The organism is Streptomyces sp. NPDC006516 (genome assembly GCF_040611875.1).
Taxonomy (GTDB): Bacteria; Actinomycetota; Actinomycetes; order Streptomycetales; family Streptomycetaceae; genus Streptomyces.
The window spans coordinates 1-17,591 of the sequence record NZ_JBEXPD010000023.1; the positions used below are offsets into that span (position 1 = coordinate 1).

At 72.7% G+C, this 17,591-nt stretch carries 15 protein-coding genes and 1 pseudogene; 13 read left to right on the forward strand and 3 right to left on the reverse strand.

Annotation, left to right across the window (positions count from 1 at the left end; translation table 11 throughout):
- From ABZY45_RS34125 to ABZY45_RS34140, 4 genes and pseudogenes are all read left to right on the forward strand, one after another.
- Positions 1-143: pseudogene (locus ABZY45_RS34125) on the forward strand (4-hydroxy-3-methylbut-2-en-1-yl diphosphate synthase); the annotation flags it as partial.
- Positions 144-293: 150 nt separating this feature from the next.
- Entirely contained in the window at positions 294-1,139 is an 846-nt protein-coding gene (locus ABZY45_RS34130; protein ID WP_356746141.1) for a GNAT family N-acetyltransferase, read from the forward strand.
- Positions 1,140-1,168: 29 nt separating this feature from the next.
- Complete coding sequence (locus tag ABZY45_RS34135) at positions 1,169-1,744, forward strand: GNAT family N-acetyltransferase (RefSeq protein ID WP_356746142.1); 576 nt, start codon at positions 1,169-1,171, stop codon at positions 1,742-1,744.
- Positions 1,745-1,816: 72 nt separating this feature from the next.
- Positions 1,817-3,520: a proline--tRNA ligase gene (locus ABZY45_RS34140; protein ID WP_356746143.1), complete on the forward strand. Its 1,704-nt coding sequence runs from the start codon at positions 1,817-1,819 to the stop codon at positions 3,518-3,520.
- Between the two features lie 56 nt (positions 3,521-3,576).
- Here the strand turns inward: ABZY45_RS34140 and ABZY45_RS34145 are convergent, their stop codons facing one another.
- The 3 genes from ABZY45_RS34145 to ABZY45_RS34155 are packed head-to-tail and all read right to left on the reverse strand — an operon-like array spanning position 3,577 to position 5,550.
- Entirely contained in the window at positions 3,577-4,497 is a 921-nt protein-coding gene (locus ABZY45_RS34145; protein WP_356746144.1) for an aminoglycoside phosphotransferase family protein, read from the reverse strand.
- A 28-nt stretch (positions 4,498-4,525) separates the two neighbouring features.
- Positions 4,526-5,029, reverse strand: a complete 504-nt coding sequence (locus ABZY45_RS34150; protein ID WP_356746145.1) for a ferritin-like domain-containing protein — start codon at positions 5,027-5,029, stop codon at positions 4,526-4,528.
- Positions 5,026-5,550, reverse strand: coding sequence for a hypothetical protein (locus ABZY45_RS34155; protein ID WP_356746146.1), 525 nt, complete (start codon positions 5,548-5,550; stop codon positions 5,026-5,028). Before ABZY45_RS34155 ends, ABZY45_RS34150 begins: the two co-directional genes overlap by 4 nt.
- A 171-nt stretch (positions 5,551-5,721) precedes the next feature.
- On the opposite strand from ABZY45_RS34155, the gene rimP reads away from it, so the two are divergent.
- The 9 genes from rimP (at position 5,722) to ABZY45_RS34200 (ending at position 17,581) form a co-directional block, all read left to right on the forward strand.
- Positions 5,722-6,219, forward strand: coding sequence for a ribosome maturation factor RimP (rimP, locus tag ABZY45_RS34160; RefSeq protein ID WP_356746147.1), 498 nt, complete (start codon positions 5,722-5,724; stop codon positions 6,217-6,219).
- Between the two features lie 2 nt (positions 6,220-6,221).
- Positions 6,222-7,262, forward strand: a complete 1,041-nt coding sequence (gene nusA, locus ABZY45_RS34165) for a transcription termination factor NusA (RefSeq protein ID WP_145810704.1) — start codon at positions 6,222-6,224, stop codon at positions 7,260-7,262.
- A gap of 145 nt (positions 7,263-7,407) precedes the next feature.
- Complete coding sequence (locus tag ABZY45_RS34170; protein ID WP_014153747.1) at positions 7,408-7,686, forward strand: YlxR family protein; 279 nt, start codon at positions 7,408-7,410, stop codon at positions 7,684-7,686.
- Positions 7,687-7,834: 148 nt separating this feature from the next.
- Positions 7,835-10,957 (forward strand): translation initiation factor IF-2, encoded by a 3,123-nt coding sequence (infB, locus tag ABZY45_RS34175; RefSeq protein ID WP_356746148.1) that lies wholly within the window; start codon positions 7,835-7,837, stop codon positions 10,955-10,957.
- Between the two features lie 167 nt (positions 10,958-11,124).
- Positions 11,125-11,421 (forward strand): DUF503 domain-containing protein, encoded by a 297-nt coding sequence (locus ABZY45_RS34180; RefSeq protein ID WP_145810699.1) that lies wholly within the window; start codon positions 11,125-11,127, stop codon positions 11,419-11,421.
- 26 nt (positions 11,422-11,447) lie between these two features.
- Positions 11,448-11,909 (forward strand): 30S ribosome-binding factor RbfA, encoded by a 462-nt coding sequence (rbfA, locus tag ABZY45_RS34185; protein WP_145810696.1) that lies wholly within the window; start codon positions 11,448-11,450, stop codon positions 11,907-11,909.
- Positions 11,906-12,811, forward strand: a complete 906-nt coding sequence (gene truB, locus ABZY45_RS34190; protein WP_356746149.1) for a tRNA pseudouridine(55) synthase TruB — start codon at positions 11,906-11,908, stop codon at positions 12,809-12,811. The genes rbfA and truB overlap by 4 nt, the downstream gene beginning before the upstream one ends.
- 215 nt (positions 12,812-13,026) lie before the next feature.
- On the forward strand, positions 13,027-16,584 hold the full coding sequence (locus tag ABZY45_RS34195) for a trypsin-like peptidase domain-containing protein (protein WP_356746150.1): 3,558 nt from the start codon (positions 13,027-13,029) through the stop codon (positions 16,582-16,584).
- Positions 16,585-16,627: 43 nt separating this feature from the next.
- Positions 16,628-17,581 (forward strand): bifunctional riboflavin kinase/FAD synthetase, encoded by a 954-nt coding sequence (locus tag ABZY45_RS34200; RefSeq protein ID WP_356746151.1) that lies wholly within the window; start codon positions 16,628-16,630, stop codon positions 17,579-17,581.
- Positions 17,582-17,591 lie beyond the last annotated feature (10 nt).

The following is a 17,591-nucleotide window of genomic DNA, read 5'->3' on the forward strand; positions in this document are numbered from 1 at the left end:
TCTTCGTGAAGGGCGAGGTCATCAAGACCGTCCCGGAATCGAAGATCGTGGAGACCCTCATCGAGGAAGCCATGAAGATCGCGGAACAGATGGAGAAGGACGGCATCCCCTCGGGCGAGCCCAAGATCTCCATCGCCGGCTGACCCTCCGGCCCCGGCTCCCCGTGCCCCGCAGGTCCCGTCCTGCGGGGCACAGCCGTGTCCGGCCGGCATCCGCCTTCCCCCCGCGGGGCGGCACCTCACAGCCTTCTCGGTTACAGTGCGGAAACCAGTAGACCGTTCGGTGAGGCCCCAGTGTTGACGCAGACCACTACCCGGGTCCTCGACCCCGGCGAGCTCCCTGCCGCGCTCGCCATCCTCGAGAGCGAACCCGTGGACAACGCGTTCGTGACCTCCCGCGTGCAGATCGCCGGACTCGATCCCTGGCGTCTGGGCGGCGAGATGTGGGGATGGTACGCCGACGGCCGGCTGCGCTCGCTCTGCTACTCCGGCGCCAACCTCGTGCCCATCTGCGCCACCCCCGAGGCCGTCAGGGCCTTCGCCGACCGTGCCCGGCGGGCCGGGCGCCGCTGTTCCTCGATCGTCGGGCCGGCCGGCCCCACCTCCCAGTTGTGGCGGCTGCTCGAACCCAGCTGGGGCCCCGCCCGCGAGGTCAGGCCCAACCAGCCGCTCATGGTCACCGACGCCCCCTCCGCCGAGGTGGCGCCCGACCCGCTCGTGCGCAGGGTGCGCAAGGACGAGATGGACGTCCTCATGCCGGCCTGCGTGTCCATGTTCACCGAGGAGGTCGGCGTCTCCCCGCTGGCCGGTGACGGCGGGCTGCTCTACCAGGCACGCGTCGCCGAACTCATCAGCACCGGCCGCTCCTTCGCCCGCATCGAGAACGGCAAGGTCCTCTTCAAGGCCGAGATCGGGGCGGCCACCTCCCGCGCCTGCCAGATCCAGGGCGTGTGGGTCGCCCCCGAGGCCCGGGGCCGCGGACTCTCCAAGGCGGGCATGGCGGCCGTCCTGCGCTACGCGCTCCACGACGTGGCACCGGTCGTCAGCCTGTACGTGAACGACTACAACACCGCCGCACGCAGGGCCTACAGCCGCGTCGGCTTCCGTGAGACGGGCGCGTTCATGAGCGTGCTGTTCTGACCTGACGGCGCGGCCAGTAGGGTTCCCGCATGGCAGCCGCAACGCCCGCGTCCCCCCAGGGCTCCGGGGCCCCCGACATCGTGGTCGGACCGCTCGACCTCGCCGCCCGCGTCGACGAGGCACTCGCCGTGCAGGCACTCGCCTTCGGCCTGGGCCAGGACGAGATCGACGTACGCCGCCACATCGTCCTCCGGCACCTCGACCACCCCCAGGCCCGCGCCCTCGGCGCCACCTCGGCCGACGGGCGGCTCGTCGGATTCGTCTACGGGCTGCCGAACAGCCGCACGCACTGGTGGTCCACCGTCGTCGAGCCCTACCTGCGCGCCACCGGATCCGACGACTGGCTCGACGACTCGTTCGTGATCACCGAACTCCACGTCCACCCGGAGTTCCAGCAGCGCGGCATCGGCCGCAGCCTCATCACCACCATCACGGACGCCGTGGACCAGCCGCGGTCCATCCTCTCCGCGATCGACACCGAGAGCCCCGCCCGGGGCCTCTACCGCGCCCTCGGCTACCGCGACCTGGCCCGGCAGGTGCTGTTCCCCAGCGCTCCCAGGCCCTACGCGGTCATGGGCGCGCCCCTCCCGCTGCGCCGCGGCTGACGAATCGATTTCCGCCCGCGCGGGCCCCCCGGCTAACCTCGGGCTCACCACCCTTCCGAGCAGGAGTTCATCATGGCCCAGGTCCAGCGCATGTCCCGATTGATGATCAAGACACTGCGCGACGACCCGGCGGACGCCGAGACGCTCAACCACAAGCTCCTCGTCCGCGCCGGATACGTACGCCGCACCGCGGCCGGCATCTGGTCCTGGCTGCCGCTCGGCAAGAAGGTGCTGGAGAACATCACCCGCGTCGTCCGCGAGGAGATGGACGCCATCGGCGGCCAGGAGGTCCTGCTCCCCGCGCTGCTGCCCAAGGAGGCGTACGAGGCGAGCGGCCGGTACGACGAGTACGGCGACCTGCTGTTCCGGCTCAAGGACCGCAAGGGCGCCGACTACCTCCTGGGCCCGACCCACGAGGAGATCTTCACCCAGGTCGTCAAGGACATGTGCTCGTCCTACAAGGACCTGCCCGTGATCCTCTACCAGATCCAGACCAAGTACCGCGACGAGGCCCGCCCCCGCGCCGGTGTGCTGCGCGGCCGCGAGTTCCAGATGAAGGACTCGTACTCCTTCGACACCACCGACGAGGGCCTGGCCGAGGCGTACCAGCTGCACCGGGCCGCCTACATCCGGATCTTCGAGCGCCTCGGCCTCGACCACCGCATCGTCTCCGCCGTCTCCGGCGCCATGGGCGGCTCCGCCTCCGAGGAGTTCCTCGCCCCGGCGCCCGCCGGCGAGGACACCTTCGTCGACTGCCCCAACTGCGACTACGCCGCCAACACCGAGGCCGTGACGTACAAGGTCACGACCGCCGCCGACGCCTCCGCGGCCGGACCCGTCGAGGAGCTGGACACCCCCGACACCCCGACCATCGAGTCCCTCGCCGCCCACCTCGGCGTCCCGGCCTCCGCCACCCTGAAGAACCTCCTGGTCAAGGTCGACGGCGAGATCGTGGCCGTGGGCGTGCCCGGCGACCGCGAGGTCGACCTCGGCAAGCTCGGTGAGCACCTCGCCCCGGCAGTCGTCGAACTCGTCACCGCCGAGGACTTCGTGGGCCGCCCCGACCTCGTGCGCGGCTACGTCGGCCCGCAGGGTCTGGAGAAGGTCCGCTACATCGCCGACCCCCGCGTCGCCGCCGGTACCTCCTGGATCACGGGCGCCAACAAGGAGGGCAAGCACGCGAGGAACGTCGTCGCGGGCCGCGACTTCGAGGTCGACGACTACCTCGACGTCGTCGTCGTCGAGGCGGGCGACCCCTGCCCCAAGTGCGGCACCGGCCTCCAGGTGGACCGCGCCATCGAGATCGGCCACATCTTCCAGCTCGGCCGCAAGTACGCCGACATCTTCTCGCTGGACGTCCTCGGCCAGCAGGGCAAGCCCGTCCGCGTCACCATGGGCTCGTACGGCATCGGCGTCTCCCGCGCGGTGGCCGCCCTGGCCGAGCAGACCGCCGACGACAAGGGCCTGTGCTGGCCCCGCGAGATCGCCCCGGCCGACGTGCACGTCGTCGCGGCGGGCAAGGCGCTCCAGACCGAACTGGCCCTCGACGTCTCCGAGAAGCTGGCCGCCGCCGGCCTGCGCGTGCTGGTCGACGACCGCGCCGGAGTCTCGCCCGGCGTCAAGTTCACCGACTCCGAGCTCATCGGTGTCCCGAAGATCCTCGTGGCGGGCCGTCGCTCGGCCGAAGGAGTCCTGGAGCTCAAGGACCGCCGCACGGGCGAGCGCGAGGAGCTCACCGTCGACGAGGCGATCGCCCGCCTGACCGACCGGCGCTGACCTGCCGCACAGCACGACGGGCCCCGCGCACCGCGCGGGGCCCGTCGCACATGCCGCTACAGCCAGTCCGCGAACTCCAGGGACAGCTCGCCGTCCTGCCTGCGCCCCACCGTCAGTGCGCGCGTGCCGGACTCGACGGCCCGGAACAGTGTCCAGCCGCGCAGCCGCGCCTGGTCCACCTCCAGCGATTCGGCGAGCTTCTTGATCCGGCGGCGGGCCGTCGCGGCCCCTCCGGGCGAGGCGATCAGATCCTCGACCCGGTCCCGTACCAGCCGCGCCAGGTCGTACGCACGCTCGCCGGTCAGCGGCTCCGGACCGACCGCCAGCCACGGGGCACGCTCACCGGACAGGACCTTGCTCTGCCGGAAGTTGCCGTGGAGCAGGAAGAGTTCGGGGGAATCGGCGACGAGCTCCTCGCGGGCGGCGACGGCGGCCGAGACGAGCGGGCCGAGCGCGGGGTCCCGCACGGCGGCCGCCCTCATCGGCTCCACCTGCCGGGCGGTGCGCTCCTGGACGGTCTCGAAGGAGTGCCCCGGCGGCGGCTCGACCCACAGCCTCCGTACCGTGCCCGCGGCCTCCAGCAGGGCCTTCGCCTCGGGGAGGGAGCGCAGCGACACCTCGTGGTGCAGCCGCTCCAGGAGCAGCGCGTCAGCGGGCACCGGGGCGTCCCGCGTGGCCAGGAGCTCGACCGCGCCCCAGCCCTTCCAGTGCGCGAGAGCCGCCCGCTCCAGCTCGGGCGCGGCGCCCGGAGCCGCGATCTTCAGCACCGCGGGAGTGCCGTCCGTCCGGTGCACCAGGAGGACGAGACTGCTCCGCCCGCCGGGGGCGACGACCCGGTCGGGCAGGACCTGGTGGCCGGCTGCGGACAGCGCGTCGCCGGTGAGCGCGGGGAGCCGTTCGAGCCATTCGGCGGCGGCCGTCTCCCCGCACGTCTCGCCGAGCGCTCGCACCAGACGCTGCGGCGGTTCGAAACCCATACGTGCCTTGTTCCCTTTCAGAGCTTCCTCAGTGCGTGACACCCGTGGCGCCGGCCTCCGCCGTGTTCTCCGGCGGCGCGGCCTTCTCGGTGAGCCCAGGAAAGGCTACGCCGGTGCCACGCCAACGGGCCGCGCGCACCGCGGCCTCCCGGAGCGCGCCCGCCGCATCCTGCCGCAACGGCCCCCGGGCGGCCCGCACGAGGTCCGAGTACACCCCCGCGACCCGGTCCTCCAGCACGGCGGCGAGCCGCAGCGCGCTCGCCGGGTCCCGTACGGCGAAGGGCAGAGCGTACGCGGCCCGGGCCGCCACCGGTGTGCCGCCCAGGTCGCGCACCGTCCGGGCGAGCGCGTCGCGCCGGGCGCGGTGCGCGTCGCCGGCCGCCGTGGCGTCGCGGCGGCGGCCGCCTTCCAGCCGCCCGCCCAGCGTGCCGTAGCCGTACACCGCGGCGTGCTCGGCGGCGAGTGCGGACTGTGCGGCCCGCAGCGCGTCCGCGGTGTCGCCGGTGCCGGCCTCCTGTGTCCTGCCCGTCATGCGGGGGTCTCCTTGGCCAGTTCGGTGAGCAGATACGCGTGGGCCGCGCCGGCCGCGGCGATGGAGGCCAGCAGTCTGGCCAGTTCGGGTTCGGCCTTCAGCAGGGCGGCCGCGCGGACGTCGGCGAGCCGGCGCTCCTCGGCGGCCAGTTCCCTCAGGGCGGTCCGCACGTCGGCCGCCGGGGCCGCGGGGGCGGGGGAGGACGGGACGCCCGTACCGGCCCGGCCGCCGAGCGCCGCCACGTGTTCCCGGACGGCGGCCCGCATCGGCGCGAGTCCGGCCTCCGTCAGCGGGTGGGCGGCCACCACCTGGTCATAGCGGGCGAGCAGAGAGACGCCGGAGCGGGCCTCCGCCGCCTTCAGCGCCGTACTCGCGCGGAGCGAGACCGTCCTGGCGTCCGCGCCCGTGGAGTCATGCCGCGGGGCTCCACCGCCGCTCCCGCAGCCCGTGAGCACCGCGCCCAGGCCGAATGCTCCCGTAGCGGTGAGCGCACTCCTGCGCGTCGTCCCCGTGCGGCGCACTTGTCTCCTTCAGCCTGGTTTTTGACAGTTTCTGACCTGAAGTGATCACCGAAGGTGAGCGTACCCGCGGCAGGGCGGGAGGCGGACGGCAACACCCCTGCGGACCGGATACCCTTTGACCTGACACGCGACGATCCCCACAACAGCACACGCGGCCGAGGAGTCACCCGGATGAGCACCACCCAGAGCGACAGGCTGCGCGAACTGCTGGAGCCGCTCGTCGGCGCCAAGGAGCTGGACCTCGAGGAGATCGAGGTGTCCCGGGCGGGCCGCCGCCGGGTGCTGCGGGTCATCGTGGATTCCGAGGACGGCGTGGAGCTCGACACCTGCGCGGAGCTCAGCCGCGCGATCTCCGAGACGCTGGACGAGACCGATGCCATGGGCGAGGGCGAATACGTCCTCGAAGTGAGCTCTCCGGGCGCCGACCGCCCGTTGACCGAGCACCGCCACTACGTACGCGCCACCGGCCGGCTGGCCAGGCTCACCCTGGGTGAGGGCGGCGAGCTGGTGGCCCGCATCCTCGGGGTGGACGACGAGGGGCTCGATCTCGAAGTGCCGGGCGTCAAGGGCCGCAAGCCCACGGCGCGCCGTCTCGCCTTCGACGAGATCGCCAAGGCGCGCGTGGAGATCGAATTCAACCGCAAGGACAAGAAGGAAGAGGAGGCGTAGCCGTGGACATCGATGTGAAGCTTCTGAAGGGCTTGGCGCAGGACAAGGAGATCCCCTTCGACGTGCTCGTCGGGGCGATCGAGTCGGCCCTCCTCATCGCGTACCACCGCACCGAGGGCAGCCACCGGCGTGCGCGCGTCGAGCTGGACGCCAACGGCCATGTCACGGTGTGGGCGAAGGAGGACCCGGCCGACCTCGAGGAAGGCCAGGAGCCCAAGGAGTTCGACGACACCCCGTCCGGCTTCGGCCGTATCGCCGCGACCACCGCCAAGCAGGTCATCCTGCAGCGGCTGCGCGACGCCGAGGACGACCGGACGTTCGGCGAGTACGCCGGCCACGAGGGTGACGTCGTCACCGGCCTCGTCCAGCAGGGAAAGGACCCGAAGAACGTCCTGGTCGACATCGGCAAGCTGGAAGCGATCCTGCCCGTGCAGGAGCAGGTCCCGGGCGAGGAGTACACCCACGGCCTGCGCCTGCGCACATACGTCGTGCGGGTGGCCAAGGGTGTCCGTGGCCCGTCGGTGACGCTCTCGCGCACCCACCCCAACCTCGTCAAGAAGCTCTTCGCGCTCGAGGTCCCGGAGATCGCTGACGGCTCGGTCGTCATCGAGGCCATCGCCCGTGAGGCCGGTCACCGCACCAAGATCGCCGTACGGTCCACCCGGGCCGGGCTCAACCCCAAGGGCGCCTGCATCGGGCCGATGGGGAGCCGTGTCCGGAACGTGATGGCCGAGCTGCACGGTGAGAAGATCGACATCGTGGACTGGTCGGACGACCCGGCCGAGATGGTCGCCAACGCGCTGTCACCCGCACGGGTGAGCAAGGTGGAGGTCGTGGACCTCGGCACGCGCTCCGCGCGGGTGACCGTCCCCGACTACCAGCTGTCGCTGGCCATCGGCAAGGAGGGGCAGAACGCCCGCCTGGCCGCGCGGCTCACCGGCTGGCGCATCGACATCCGTCCCGACACCGAGACCGATGCCGAGCGTGACATCGCCGACCGGGAGCGCGCCGAGCGCGCCCGGGAGCGGTCCGAGCGCGGCTGAATCCGGTACCACGCCGGGCCGCCCAGGCGCGCTGCGGCGGGGTACGAGGGAATAGATCGAGGCGTCACGTCGCTGAGATCACGACAACATCCGTTCGATTTTTGCCCCAAAGGGGTGAGGTCGGTGCGGGGAGGTAGACTTAGCCGTGTCTGGCCGGACGCACGCCCGCGCTTGCCCCGAGCGAACCTGTGTGGGATGCCGGGAGCGAGCGGCCAAGAGCGAGCTGCTGCGCATCGTGGTGGACGAGGGAGAGGTTGTCCCTGATCCACGCGGTACGCTGCCCGGCCGGGGTGCATACGTACACCCCGCCTCTGTATGTCTCGACCTGGCGGTCCGCCGCCGGGCGTTCCCCCGGGCCTTCAAGGCCAAGGGGCCGTTCGACTCCGCCGCACTGCAGCGGTTCGTCGAGCGGGTGACACCGTAAGAAAGTGAACGGCACGGGTCCCCGTGCGGTCAGGTACCTCGCGAGTTGGAAGTAGGTCGAGATTGCGATGAGCACTCGATGAGTACGCGATGAGTACGCCCATGAAGTAGCGACGGTCCGGCGGTAACCCGGACCTAAAAGGAGCGAAGTGGCTAAGGTCCGGGTATACGAACTCGCCAAGGAGTTCGGCGTGGAGAGCAAGGTCGTCATGGCCAAGCTCCAAGAACTCGGTGAATTCGTCCGTTCGGCGTCCTCGACGATCGAGGCGCCGGTTGTACGCAAATTGACTGACGCACTGCAGGGGCCCGGCGGCAACGCCGGCAAGTCCGCTGCGAAGCCTGGCGCGCCTCGTAAGGCCGCCCCCGCAAAGCCCGCGGCGCCGTCTCCGGCCGCCGCGGCACGTCCTGCTGCCCCGAAGCCCGGCGCACCGGCCCCCAAGCCGGCCGCTGCCGAGGCCCCGGCGAGCAGCACCCCCGCGGCGCCGGCCGCGCCGGCCGCCCAGTCCGGCGGACCCCGTCCGGGCCCCCGGCCCGCGCCGAAGCCGGCCCCGGTCACCCCGGTGCCCGCCGCCGAGTTCTCGGCTCCGGCTCCGGCCCAGCAGCCTGCCGCGCCGCAGCAGGCTCCCCGTCCCACCGGCGCCACCCCCGGCCCGCGTCCCGCCCGTCCGGCTCCGGCCGGCGGTCAGCGTGACGGCGGCCAGCGTGACGGCGGCCGTGGCGGCGAGCGCGGTGGCGAGCGTGGCGGAGACCGTCCCGCACGTCCCGCGGGCCAGGGCGCACCCCGCCCCGGCGGCGCACGTCCGGCCGGTCCCCGTCCGGGCAACAACCCCTTCACCTCCGGCGGCACCACCGGCATGGCGCGCCCCCAGGCGCCCCGTCCCGGCGGTGCCCCGCGCCCCGGCGGCGGTCAGGAGCGCCCCGGCGCCCCGCGCCCGCAGGGTGGTCCCGGTGGCGCCCCGCGCCCCCAGGGCCAGGGTGGCGCTCGCCCGTCCCCGGGCGGCATGCCCCGTCCGCAGGCTCCCCGTCCGGGCGGTGCCCCCTCGGGTAACCGTCCGAACCCCGGCATGATGCCGCAGCGTCCCGCTGCGGGCCCGCGTCCCGGCGGTGGCCCCGGCGGTGGCCGTGGTCCGGCCGGCGGCGGTCGTCCCGGTGGCGGCGGCGGTCGTCCCGGCGGCGGTGGCTTCGCGGGCCGTCCGGCCGGTCCCGGTGGTGGCGGCGGCGGCTTCGCCGGCCGTCCCGGTGGTCCCGGTGGCGGTGGCGGCGCAGGCCGTCCCGGTGGTGGCGGCGGCTTCGGCGGTCGTCCCGGCTTCGGTGGACGTCCCGGCGGCCCGGGTGCCCGTGGTGGCACGCAGGGTGCGTTCGGCCGTCCCGGTGGTCCCGCGCGTCGCGGTCGCAAGTCGAAGCGTCAGAGGCGCCAGGAGTACGAGGCCATGCAGGCCCCGTCGGTGGGCGGCGTCATGCTGCCTCGCGGCAACGGGCAGGCTGTCCGGCTGTCGCGCGGTGCGTCCCTGACCGACTTCGCGGAGAAGATCAACGCCAACCCGGCGTCGCTCGTCGCCGTGATGATGAACCTCGGCGAGATGGTCACCGCCACGCAGTCGGTCTCCGACGAGACGCTGAAGCTCCTCGCCGAGGAGATGAACTACGTCCTGGAGATCGTCAGCCCGGAGGAGGAGGACCGCGAGCTGCTCGAGTCCTTCGACATCGAGTTCGGCGAGGACGAGGGCGGCGAAGAGGCCCTGGTCTCCCGTCCGCCGGTCGTGACCGTCATGGGTCACGTCGACCACGGTAAGACCCGGCTGCTGGACGCGATCCGCAAGACGAACGTCGTCGCGGGCGAGGCCGGCGGTATCACGCAGCACATCGGTGCGTACCAGGTCTCCTCCGAGGTCAACGGCGAGGACCGCCGCATCACCTTCATCGACACCCCGGGTCACGAGGCGTTTACCGCCATGCGTGCACGTGGTGCGAAGTCCACCGACATCGCGATCCTCGTGGTCGCGGCCAACGACGGTGTGATGCCTCAGACGATCGAGGCGCTGAACCACGCCAAGGCGGCCGAGGTGCCGATCGTGGTCGCGGTCAACAAGATCGACGTCGAGGGTGCCGACCCGACCAAGGTGCGCGGTCAGCTCACCGAGTTCGGTCTGGTGGCCGAGGAGTACGGCGGCGACACGATGTTCGTCGACATCTCCGCCAAGCAGGGCCTCAACATCGAGGCGCTGCTGGAGGCCGTCGTCCTCACCGCCGACGCCTCGCTCGACCTGCGGGCCAACCCGGAGCAGGACGCGCAGGGTATTGCGATCGAGTCCCACCTCGACCGCGGCCGCGGTGCCGTCTCGACCGTCCTCGTCCAGCGCGGAACGCTGCGCATCGGCGACACGATGGTCGTCGGCGACGCGTACGGCCGTGTCCGGGCGATGCTCGACGACAACGGCAACAACGTCCAGGAAGCGGGTCCCTCGACCCCCGTCCTGGTCCTGGGTCTCACCAACGTCCCGGGTGCCGGCGACAACTTCCTGGTGGTCGACGAGGACCGTACGGCCCGTCAGATCGCCGAGAAACGTGCTGCCCGTGAGCGCAACGCCAACTTCGCCCGCAAGGGTGTCCGGTTCTCCCTGGAGAACCTGGACGAGGCGCTCAAGGCCGGTCTGGTCCAGGAACTCAACCTCATCATCAAGGGCGACGCGTCCGGTTCGGTGGAGGCTCTCGAGTCCTCGCTGCTCCAGCTCGACGTCGGCGAAGAGGTCGACATCCGTGTCCTGCACCGCGGTGTGGGTGCCGTCACCGAGTCGGACATCAACCTGGCGACCGGCTCCGACGCCATCGTGATCGGCTTCAACGTGCGCGCCGCAGGGCGTGCCGAGCAGATGGCCGAGCGCGAGGGCGTGGACGTCCGGTACTACTCGGTCATCTACCAGGCGATCGAAGAGATCGAAGCGGCCCTCAAGGGCATGCTCAAGCCGGAGTACGAAGAGGTCGAGCTCGGCACGGCGGAGATCCGCGAGATCTTCCGCTCGTCCAAGCTGGGCAACATCGCCGGTGTGCTGGTCCGCTCCGGCGAGGTCAAGCGCAACACCAAGGCGCGGCTGCTGCGCGATGGCAAGGTCATCGCGGAGAACCTCAACATCTCCGGTCTGCGCCGCTTCAAGGACGACGTCACCGAGATCCGCGAAGGCTTCGAGGGCGGTATCAACCTCGGGAACTTCAACGACATCAAGATCGACGACGTCATCGCGACGTACGAGATGCGCGAGAAGCCGCGAGGCTGATCAACGGGGATTCCCGGGGGGAGACCCCCGGGCTCTCTTCCACAGTCGGGGCCGGTCGACGGGTCGTATTTCCGTCGATCGGCCCCGGCCGTTCCGTGTACGGTTCTGGTGTCCCTGCCAAGCGATGGCGGGGCGTGAACCCGAACCGGCGGGACATCCGGACACACATGTATGTGGGGACTCTGTCCTTCGATCTGCTCCTCGGCGACGTACGGTCGCTGAAGGAGAAACGCTCCGTCGTCCGCCCGATCGTCGCCGAGCTCCACCGCAAGTTCGCGGTGAGCGTCGCGGAGACGGGGGACCAGGAGCTCTACCGCAGGGCCCGGATCGGCCTTGCCGTGGTCTCCGGGGACACCGGGCACCTCACAGACGTACTCGACCGGTGCGAACGCATGATCGCGGGCCGGCCGGAAGTGGAGCTGCTGTCCGTACGACGGCGGCTGCACAGCGACGAAGACGACTGAGCAAGGCTTAAGAAGGAGACGGACCAGTGGCCGACAACGCGCGGGCAAAGAAGCTGGCGGACCTCATCCAGGTGGTGGTCGCCGAGAAACTGCAGCGCGGTATCAAGGACCCGCGTCTGGGCACGCACGTGACCATCACGGACACCCGGGTCACCGGCGACCTGCGGGAGGCCACGGTCTTCTACACGGTCTACGGCGACGACGAGGAGCGGGCCAGCGCGGCCGCGGGCCTGGAGAGCGCCAAGGGCATCCTGCGCTCGGCGGTCGGCGCCGCGGCGGGGACGAAGTTCACCCCGACCCTGGCCTTCGTGGCCGACGCCCTGCCGGACAACGCCAGGGCGATCGAGGACCTCCTCGACCGGGCACGTGCCTCGGACGCCAAGGTCCGCGAGGCGTCCTCCGGTGCCACGTACGCCGGCGACGCGGACCCGTACCGCAAGCCGGAGGACGAGAACGACGAGAACGACGGGGACTCGCCTTCCGCATGACGCAGAACAAGCAGGACAGGACGCCGGACGGCCTCGTCATCGTCGACAAGCCGTCCGGTTTCACTTCGCACGACGTCGTGGCCAAGATGCGCGGCATCGCCCGCACCCGGCGGGTGGGCCACGCCGGCACGCTGGACCCCATGGCGACCGGCGTCCTCGTGCTCGGGGTCGAGCGGGCGACCAAACTTCTCGGCCATCTCGCACTGACCGAGAAGGAGTACCTGGGGACCATCAGACTCGGCCAGGACACCGTCACCGACGACGCCGAGGGCGAGATCACCTCGTCCACCGATGCCTCGGGGGTCACTCGCGAGGGCATCGACGCCGGGGTCGCCGCGCTGACGGGCGCGATCATGCAGGTGCCGTCCAAGGTCAGCGCCATCAAGATCGACGGCAAGCGGTCCTACGCGCGTGTGCGCGGCGGCGAGGAGTTCGAGATCCCGGCCCGCCCGGTGACCATCTCGTCCTTCCGGGTCTACGACGTCCGCGAGGACGTCGCGGAGGACGGCACCCCGGTCGTCGACCTGGTCGTCTCCGTCGTGTGCTCGTCGGGTACGTACATCCGGGCCCTGGCCCGCGACCTCGGCGCCGGGCTCGGCGTCGGCGGGCACCTGACGGCACTGCGGCGCACCCGTGTCGGCCCGTACGGTCTCGACGCGGCGCGCACCCTCGACCAGCACCAGCAGGAGCTCACCGTGATGCCGGTGGCCGAAGCGGCGGCTTCGGCGTTCCCCCGCTGGGACGTGGACGAGAAGCGCGCCAAGCTGCTGCTGAACGGCGTACGCGTGGACATGCCGTCCTATCCTCCGGGACCGGTCGGTGTCTTCGGTCCGGACGGGACCTTCCTGGTGCTCGTCGAGGAGCAGAAGGGCAAGGCCAAGAGCCTCGCCGTCTTCGCCTGATCCGTCGGCGAGGAGCTCCAGCGGTTCGCCCCGCCGTGGAGCGGGCCCTCCCCCCGGAGCCCGCTCCACGATCCCCCTCCCGCGATCATCTCTGTCCAGACGAACCCACCTGTTCACCCCAATGGACGGGCGCTCGGAGTGACGGAGGGGCGTGCGGGGGGCGCTTTCGCCCCCCGCGTTTCTCGTGGCGATCACCCGGGATCTACCGTCGGACCATGGGCAGCGGGGACCGGTCGAAACTGGTGAGAATCTGTGATCAGGCCGGCCGGCCGCGGGGGACCGGGTTCGTCGCGGACGACCGGGGCACGGTCGTCACCGCACACCAGGCCGTCGCGCGCTCCGTCCCCCTGACGCTGCACGGCGCGGACGGCCGCAGCTGCTCCCTCGCCGCCGGTGACATCACCCCCCTGCCCGCGCTCGGCCTCGCCCTGCTGCGTACAGGCGGCCCCGAGGCCCTCGGCGTGGAGCCGCTGCCCATCGCGGTGCGCGAGAGGATCGGGACGGGCACCTACGTACGCATCGCCGCGCACGGCTGGCGCGAGGCGCGGGTGCTCGGAGCGGTCCCGGCGACGTACACCGAAGGGGGGCGCGACCACCCGGTGAGCGACGCCCTCGAGCTCGCCCTGGGCACGGACGGGCGGGACGCGCTGCGATCCGGCGGAGCCGCGGTCGGCGGGCCCGTGACGGACCCGCGCACCGGAGCGGTCCTGGGCGTGCTCTCCACGGCGCTGCGCACCGCTCACGAGGCCGCCGGACTCGCGGTGCCGTTGACCGCCGGGGACGCCCCGGGGCCGCTGGCGGAGGTGCTCCGGCGCAACGCGAACGGCGTCCCGGGTTACGGATGCGACCTCAACCTCGCGGGAGCACTCCAGCTGACCGCCACCTCGCTCGGCCAGGCGGACAGCCGCCCCCGCGGCACGGAGGCCGTCGAACGCCCCCGCGTCAGGGCCGAGTTCACCGCCTTCGAGGGCGGCACCGGTCCGGTCCTCGGGTTGGTCGGCGCCCCGGGTACCGGCCGGACCACCGAACTGGCCGCCCTGGCAGCCCGCCGGGCGCGCGGCCCCGTACCGGCCCTCACCCTCTGGCTGCGCGGGGCGGATCTGCTGGCCGACGACACCTCGGTCACCGACGCCATGAGCCGGGCCCTCGAGCGCTCCGGGAGGATCCTCACCGCCGCAGGGGCCCGGGGAGACATGGCACCGGCGACTCCCGAACGCGTGGCGCGCCTCGCCGCGGAGTCCGGAAGCCCGCTGCTCGTCGTCGTGGACGGCCCCGAGGAGATGCCTCCGCTGCTGGCCCACCGGCTCGCCGGCTGGACGCGGGCGACGGCCGCCTGGCTCCGGTCCCACGAGGCGCGGATGGTCGTGGCGTGCCGCCCCGAGCACTGGGAGACCGCGGGCGCGCTCTACCCGCCCGACGCCCTGCACCGACCCGAGCGGCCCGCCGGAGGACTGCCCCCGGCCGTCCGGCTCGGCGACCTCACCGCCGACCAGGCCGCACGGGTCATGGAGGGATACGGCATCCCGCCCGGCGCGATCGCGCCGGGCCACGACCGGCACCCCCTCACCCTGCGCCTGCTGGCGGAGGTCCGGGAGGCCCTTCCGCCGGACGTGGCCGGCCGGCCCGGGACGGAAGAGGTGTTCGCCGCGCACCTGGACCTCAGCTGCGTCCGGATCGCCGTGCGGATCGGAGCCCAGGCCGAACCGAGGCTCCGCGGCAAGGCGGTCCGCAGACTTGCCGCGAAGGTGGCGGGCCAGGTCCACGAGGCGGCCAGGCGCTGCCTCGGGCCCGGCCAGGGGGAGCTGGACCGGGAGGCGTTCGAGGAGATCTTCCCCTGGCGTACGGGATGGGCCTCCGCCGTCCTCACCGAAGGCCTGCTGGTGCCCGCGGGCGGTGGATACCGCTTCGCCCACGAGGAGCTGGGCGACTGGGTACAGGGTGCCCACCTGGACCTGGACGCCGCCCTGCACTCCCTGGTCCACCGCTGGCACGGAGACGAGGCCGCGCGGGAACCCGCCGGGTCGGAAGAGGAGGACCCCGGCGAGGAGCCCCGCAACCTCCCCGTGCCGCGGCACCGCATCGGCCCCGTGATCCAGGCGATGCTCCTGCTCGGGCGCAGGCAGGGACCCGCGGCGCTGGCCCACCGGATGGCGGACCTGATCGAGGCGATGGACCGCCTCCCGGCCGGGGCGGGCACGGCGGGCCGGCACCGCGACGCCGCGTGGTGGGCCGCCCACCTGCTCCGGGAGAGCCTGCTCAGGGTGCCCGACGCCCGGCCGTGCCTCGGGATCCTGCGGGTGCTCACCGGGCGGATCACCCGGCGGTCCCTCTCCCCGGACGGGCCCGCCGCGCTCGGCCCCTACGCCGCATTCGGTCCCTGGTTCTGGCGCCGCGTCCAGCTGCCCGAGGAGGACCGCATCGACCTCCTGCGCCGGCTCCTGCCCGCCGACGGAGCCCGGCGCGCGGACGGCGGCGAACGCTATCTGGACGCCGTGTCCAGCCGCCTGGCCGCCCACCCCAGGACCGTGCAGGCACTGCTCTGCCGCTGGTTCACCGACGAGAGCCCCCTCCCGTCCCAGGACGGTGTGCCGGTACGGCTCACCGTGGCCGCCGCGGCCCAGGCACTCCTGTACGCCCGCCGGGACCTCGCGCTCGACGACCTCACCGAGGCCCTCGTCGACACCTCCCACCCGCGCGCCGCCGAACTGCTCGCCGCCCTCGCGGAGGACGAGCCAGGCGCGCTCTGCCGTGCCGTCGACCGGTGGGCGCGCGACGAGGAGCACCCCGAGCGGCGTGCGGCTGCCGCCGCCCACGCCACGCTCACGGCCGCCCTCAGCCTCACCGACGAGGACCGCGCCCTGCTGCGCGGCGCGGCACTCACCCTTCTCGCCCGCCCGGACGACACCGCCCTGCACGCCCAGGCGCTCACCGTGCTCGTACGCGATCCGGGGACCGGGGGCCGTCATCTGCCGCAGGCCCTGCGCGTCTTCGCCGCCGGCGACCCGAGGCTGCCGTTGTCCCTGCTGACGGACGTGCTGCCCGAGCACCCCGAGCCGGTGCTCGCCGCGCTGCGCGCCCGTCTGTCGCTGCCGGGGGAGGCCGCCGACGAGGTGCTGCGGGAGCTGGCCGCCCTGGACACACCGGCCCTGGCGCTGCACGCCCCCGGCCTCGTACGCCGGTACATCGACAGCCGCCCCGGCGGGGGCGGGGCACGGGCGGCGGCCTATGTGGAGCTCCGGCTGGAGCACAGCCCGGCCGCCCGCGCGCTGCTGCTGCCCCTGGTGACCGGGCTGCTGCGGGACCGCCCCGCGCCGCCGCCCGTGCGCGCCGCGCTGGCCCGGGTGCTCGCCGCCCAGGGGAGCCCCGCCTCACGGCCCCTGCGTGCCGAGCTGCTGGAGGTGCTGCTGGAGTTCGAGCAGGACACCGGGAAGGACCCCGAGGTCCTCGAAGCCCTGCTGCGGGCCGCGGCGGCCGGATCCGCCCGCCGCCCGGAGGCCCGCACCCGGGCGCTGGTGCACCGCACCGGAATGCTGCTCGTACGCACACCCGAGGGCGCCGGGCGCTTCGACCGGGCCCTGGTGGAACTCGCCCGGGACGTTCCCGGGTTCGCGGCACTCGTCACCCGGTGGCTGGCCGACGCCCCGCAGGAGTGGGCCGCCGTGGTGGGGGCCGCCGCCCGGCGCACGATGGAGGCCATGGAAGGGGCGCGGCCGGGGATGCAGGTGCCGATGCAGGCCGCGGGACGTGAGCATGGCAGTCTTAGACCTGCGTAATGGACTTACACACGTACACAGGTTCGGGCGAGGAGCGGTCACAGTGCAGTGCTGGCGTGGCTTGGAGGACATCCCCGAGGGCTGGGGACGCAGCGTCGTCACCATCGGCTCCTACGACGGGGTGCACCGCGGGCACCAGCTGATCATCGGCCGGGCCGTGGACCGGGCGCGTGAACTCGGCGTGCCCTCCGTGGTCGTCACCTTCGACCCGCACCCCAGCGAGGTCGTGCGCCCCGGCACGCACCCGCCGCTGCTGGCCCCGCACCAGCGCCGCGCCGAGCTGATGACGGAGCTGGGGGTGGACGCGGTGCTGATCCTGCCGTTCACCGCCGAGTTCTCGCAGCTCTCGCCCGCCGACTTCATCGCGAAGGTCCTCGTCGACAAGCTGCACGCCCGGCTGGTCATCGAGGGCCCCAACTTCCGTTTCGGGCACCGCGCGGCGGGCAACGTGACGTTCCTCGCCGAGCTCGGCGCGACGTACGACTACGAGGTCGAGGTCATCGACCTCTTCGTCAGCGGTGACGCGGGCGGCGGCGAGCCGTTCTCGTCGACGCTCACCCGCCGTCTGATCGCCGAGGGCGACGTCGAAGGGGCCGCGGAGATCCTGGGCCGCCCGCACCGCGTGGAGGGCGTCGTGGTGCGCGGCGCGCAGCGGGGCCGCGAGCTCGGCTTCCCCACCGCGAACGTGGAGACCCTGCCGCACACCGCGATCCCCGCCGACGGCGTCTACGCGGGCTGGCTGACCGTCGAGGGCGAGGCGATGCCCGCCGCGATCTCCGTCGGGACGAACCCGCAGTTCGACGGCAAGGACCGCACCGTGGAGGCGTACGCGATCGACCGCGTCGGCCTCGACCTGTACGGCCTGCACGTGGCGGTGGACTTCCTCGCCTACGTACGCGGCATGCTGAAGTTCGACTCGATCGACGACCTCCTCGTGGCGATGGCCGCCGATGTGAAGCGCTCCAGCGAGCTGATCGCGGCGTACGACCGCCGCTGACGCCTTCCTG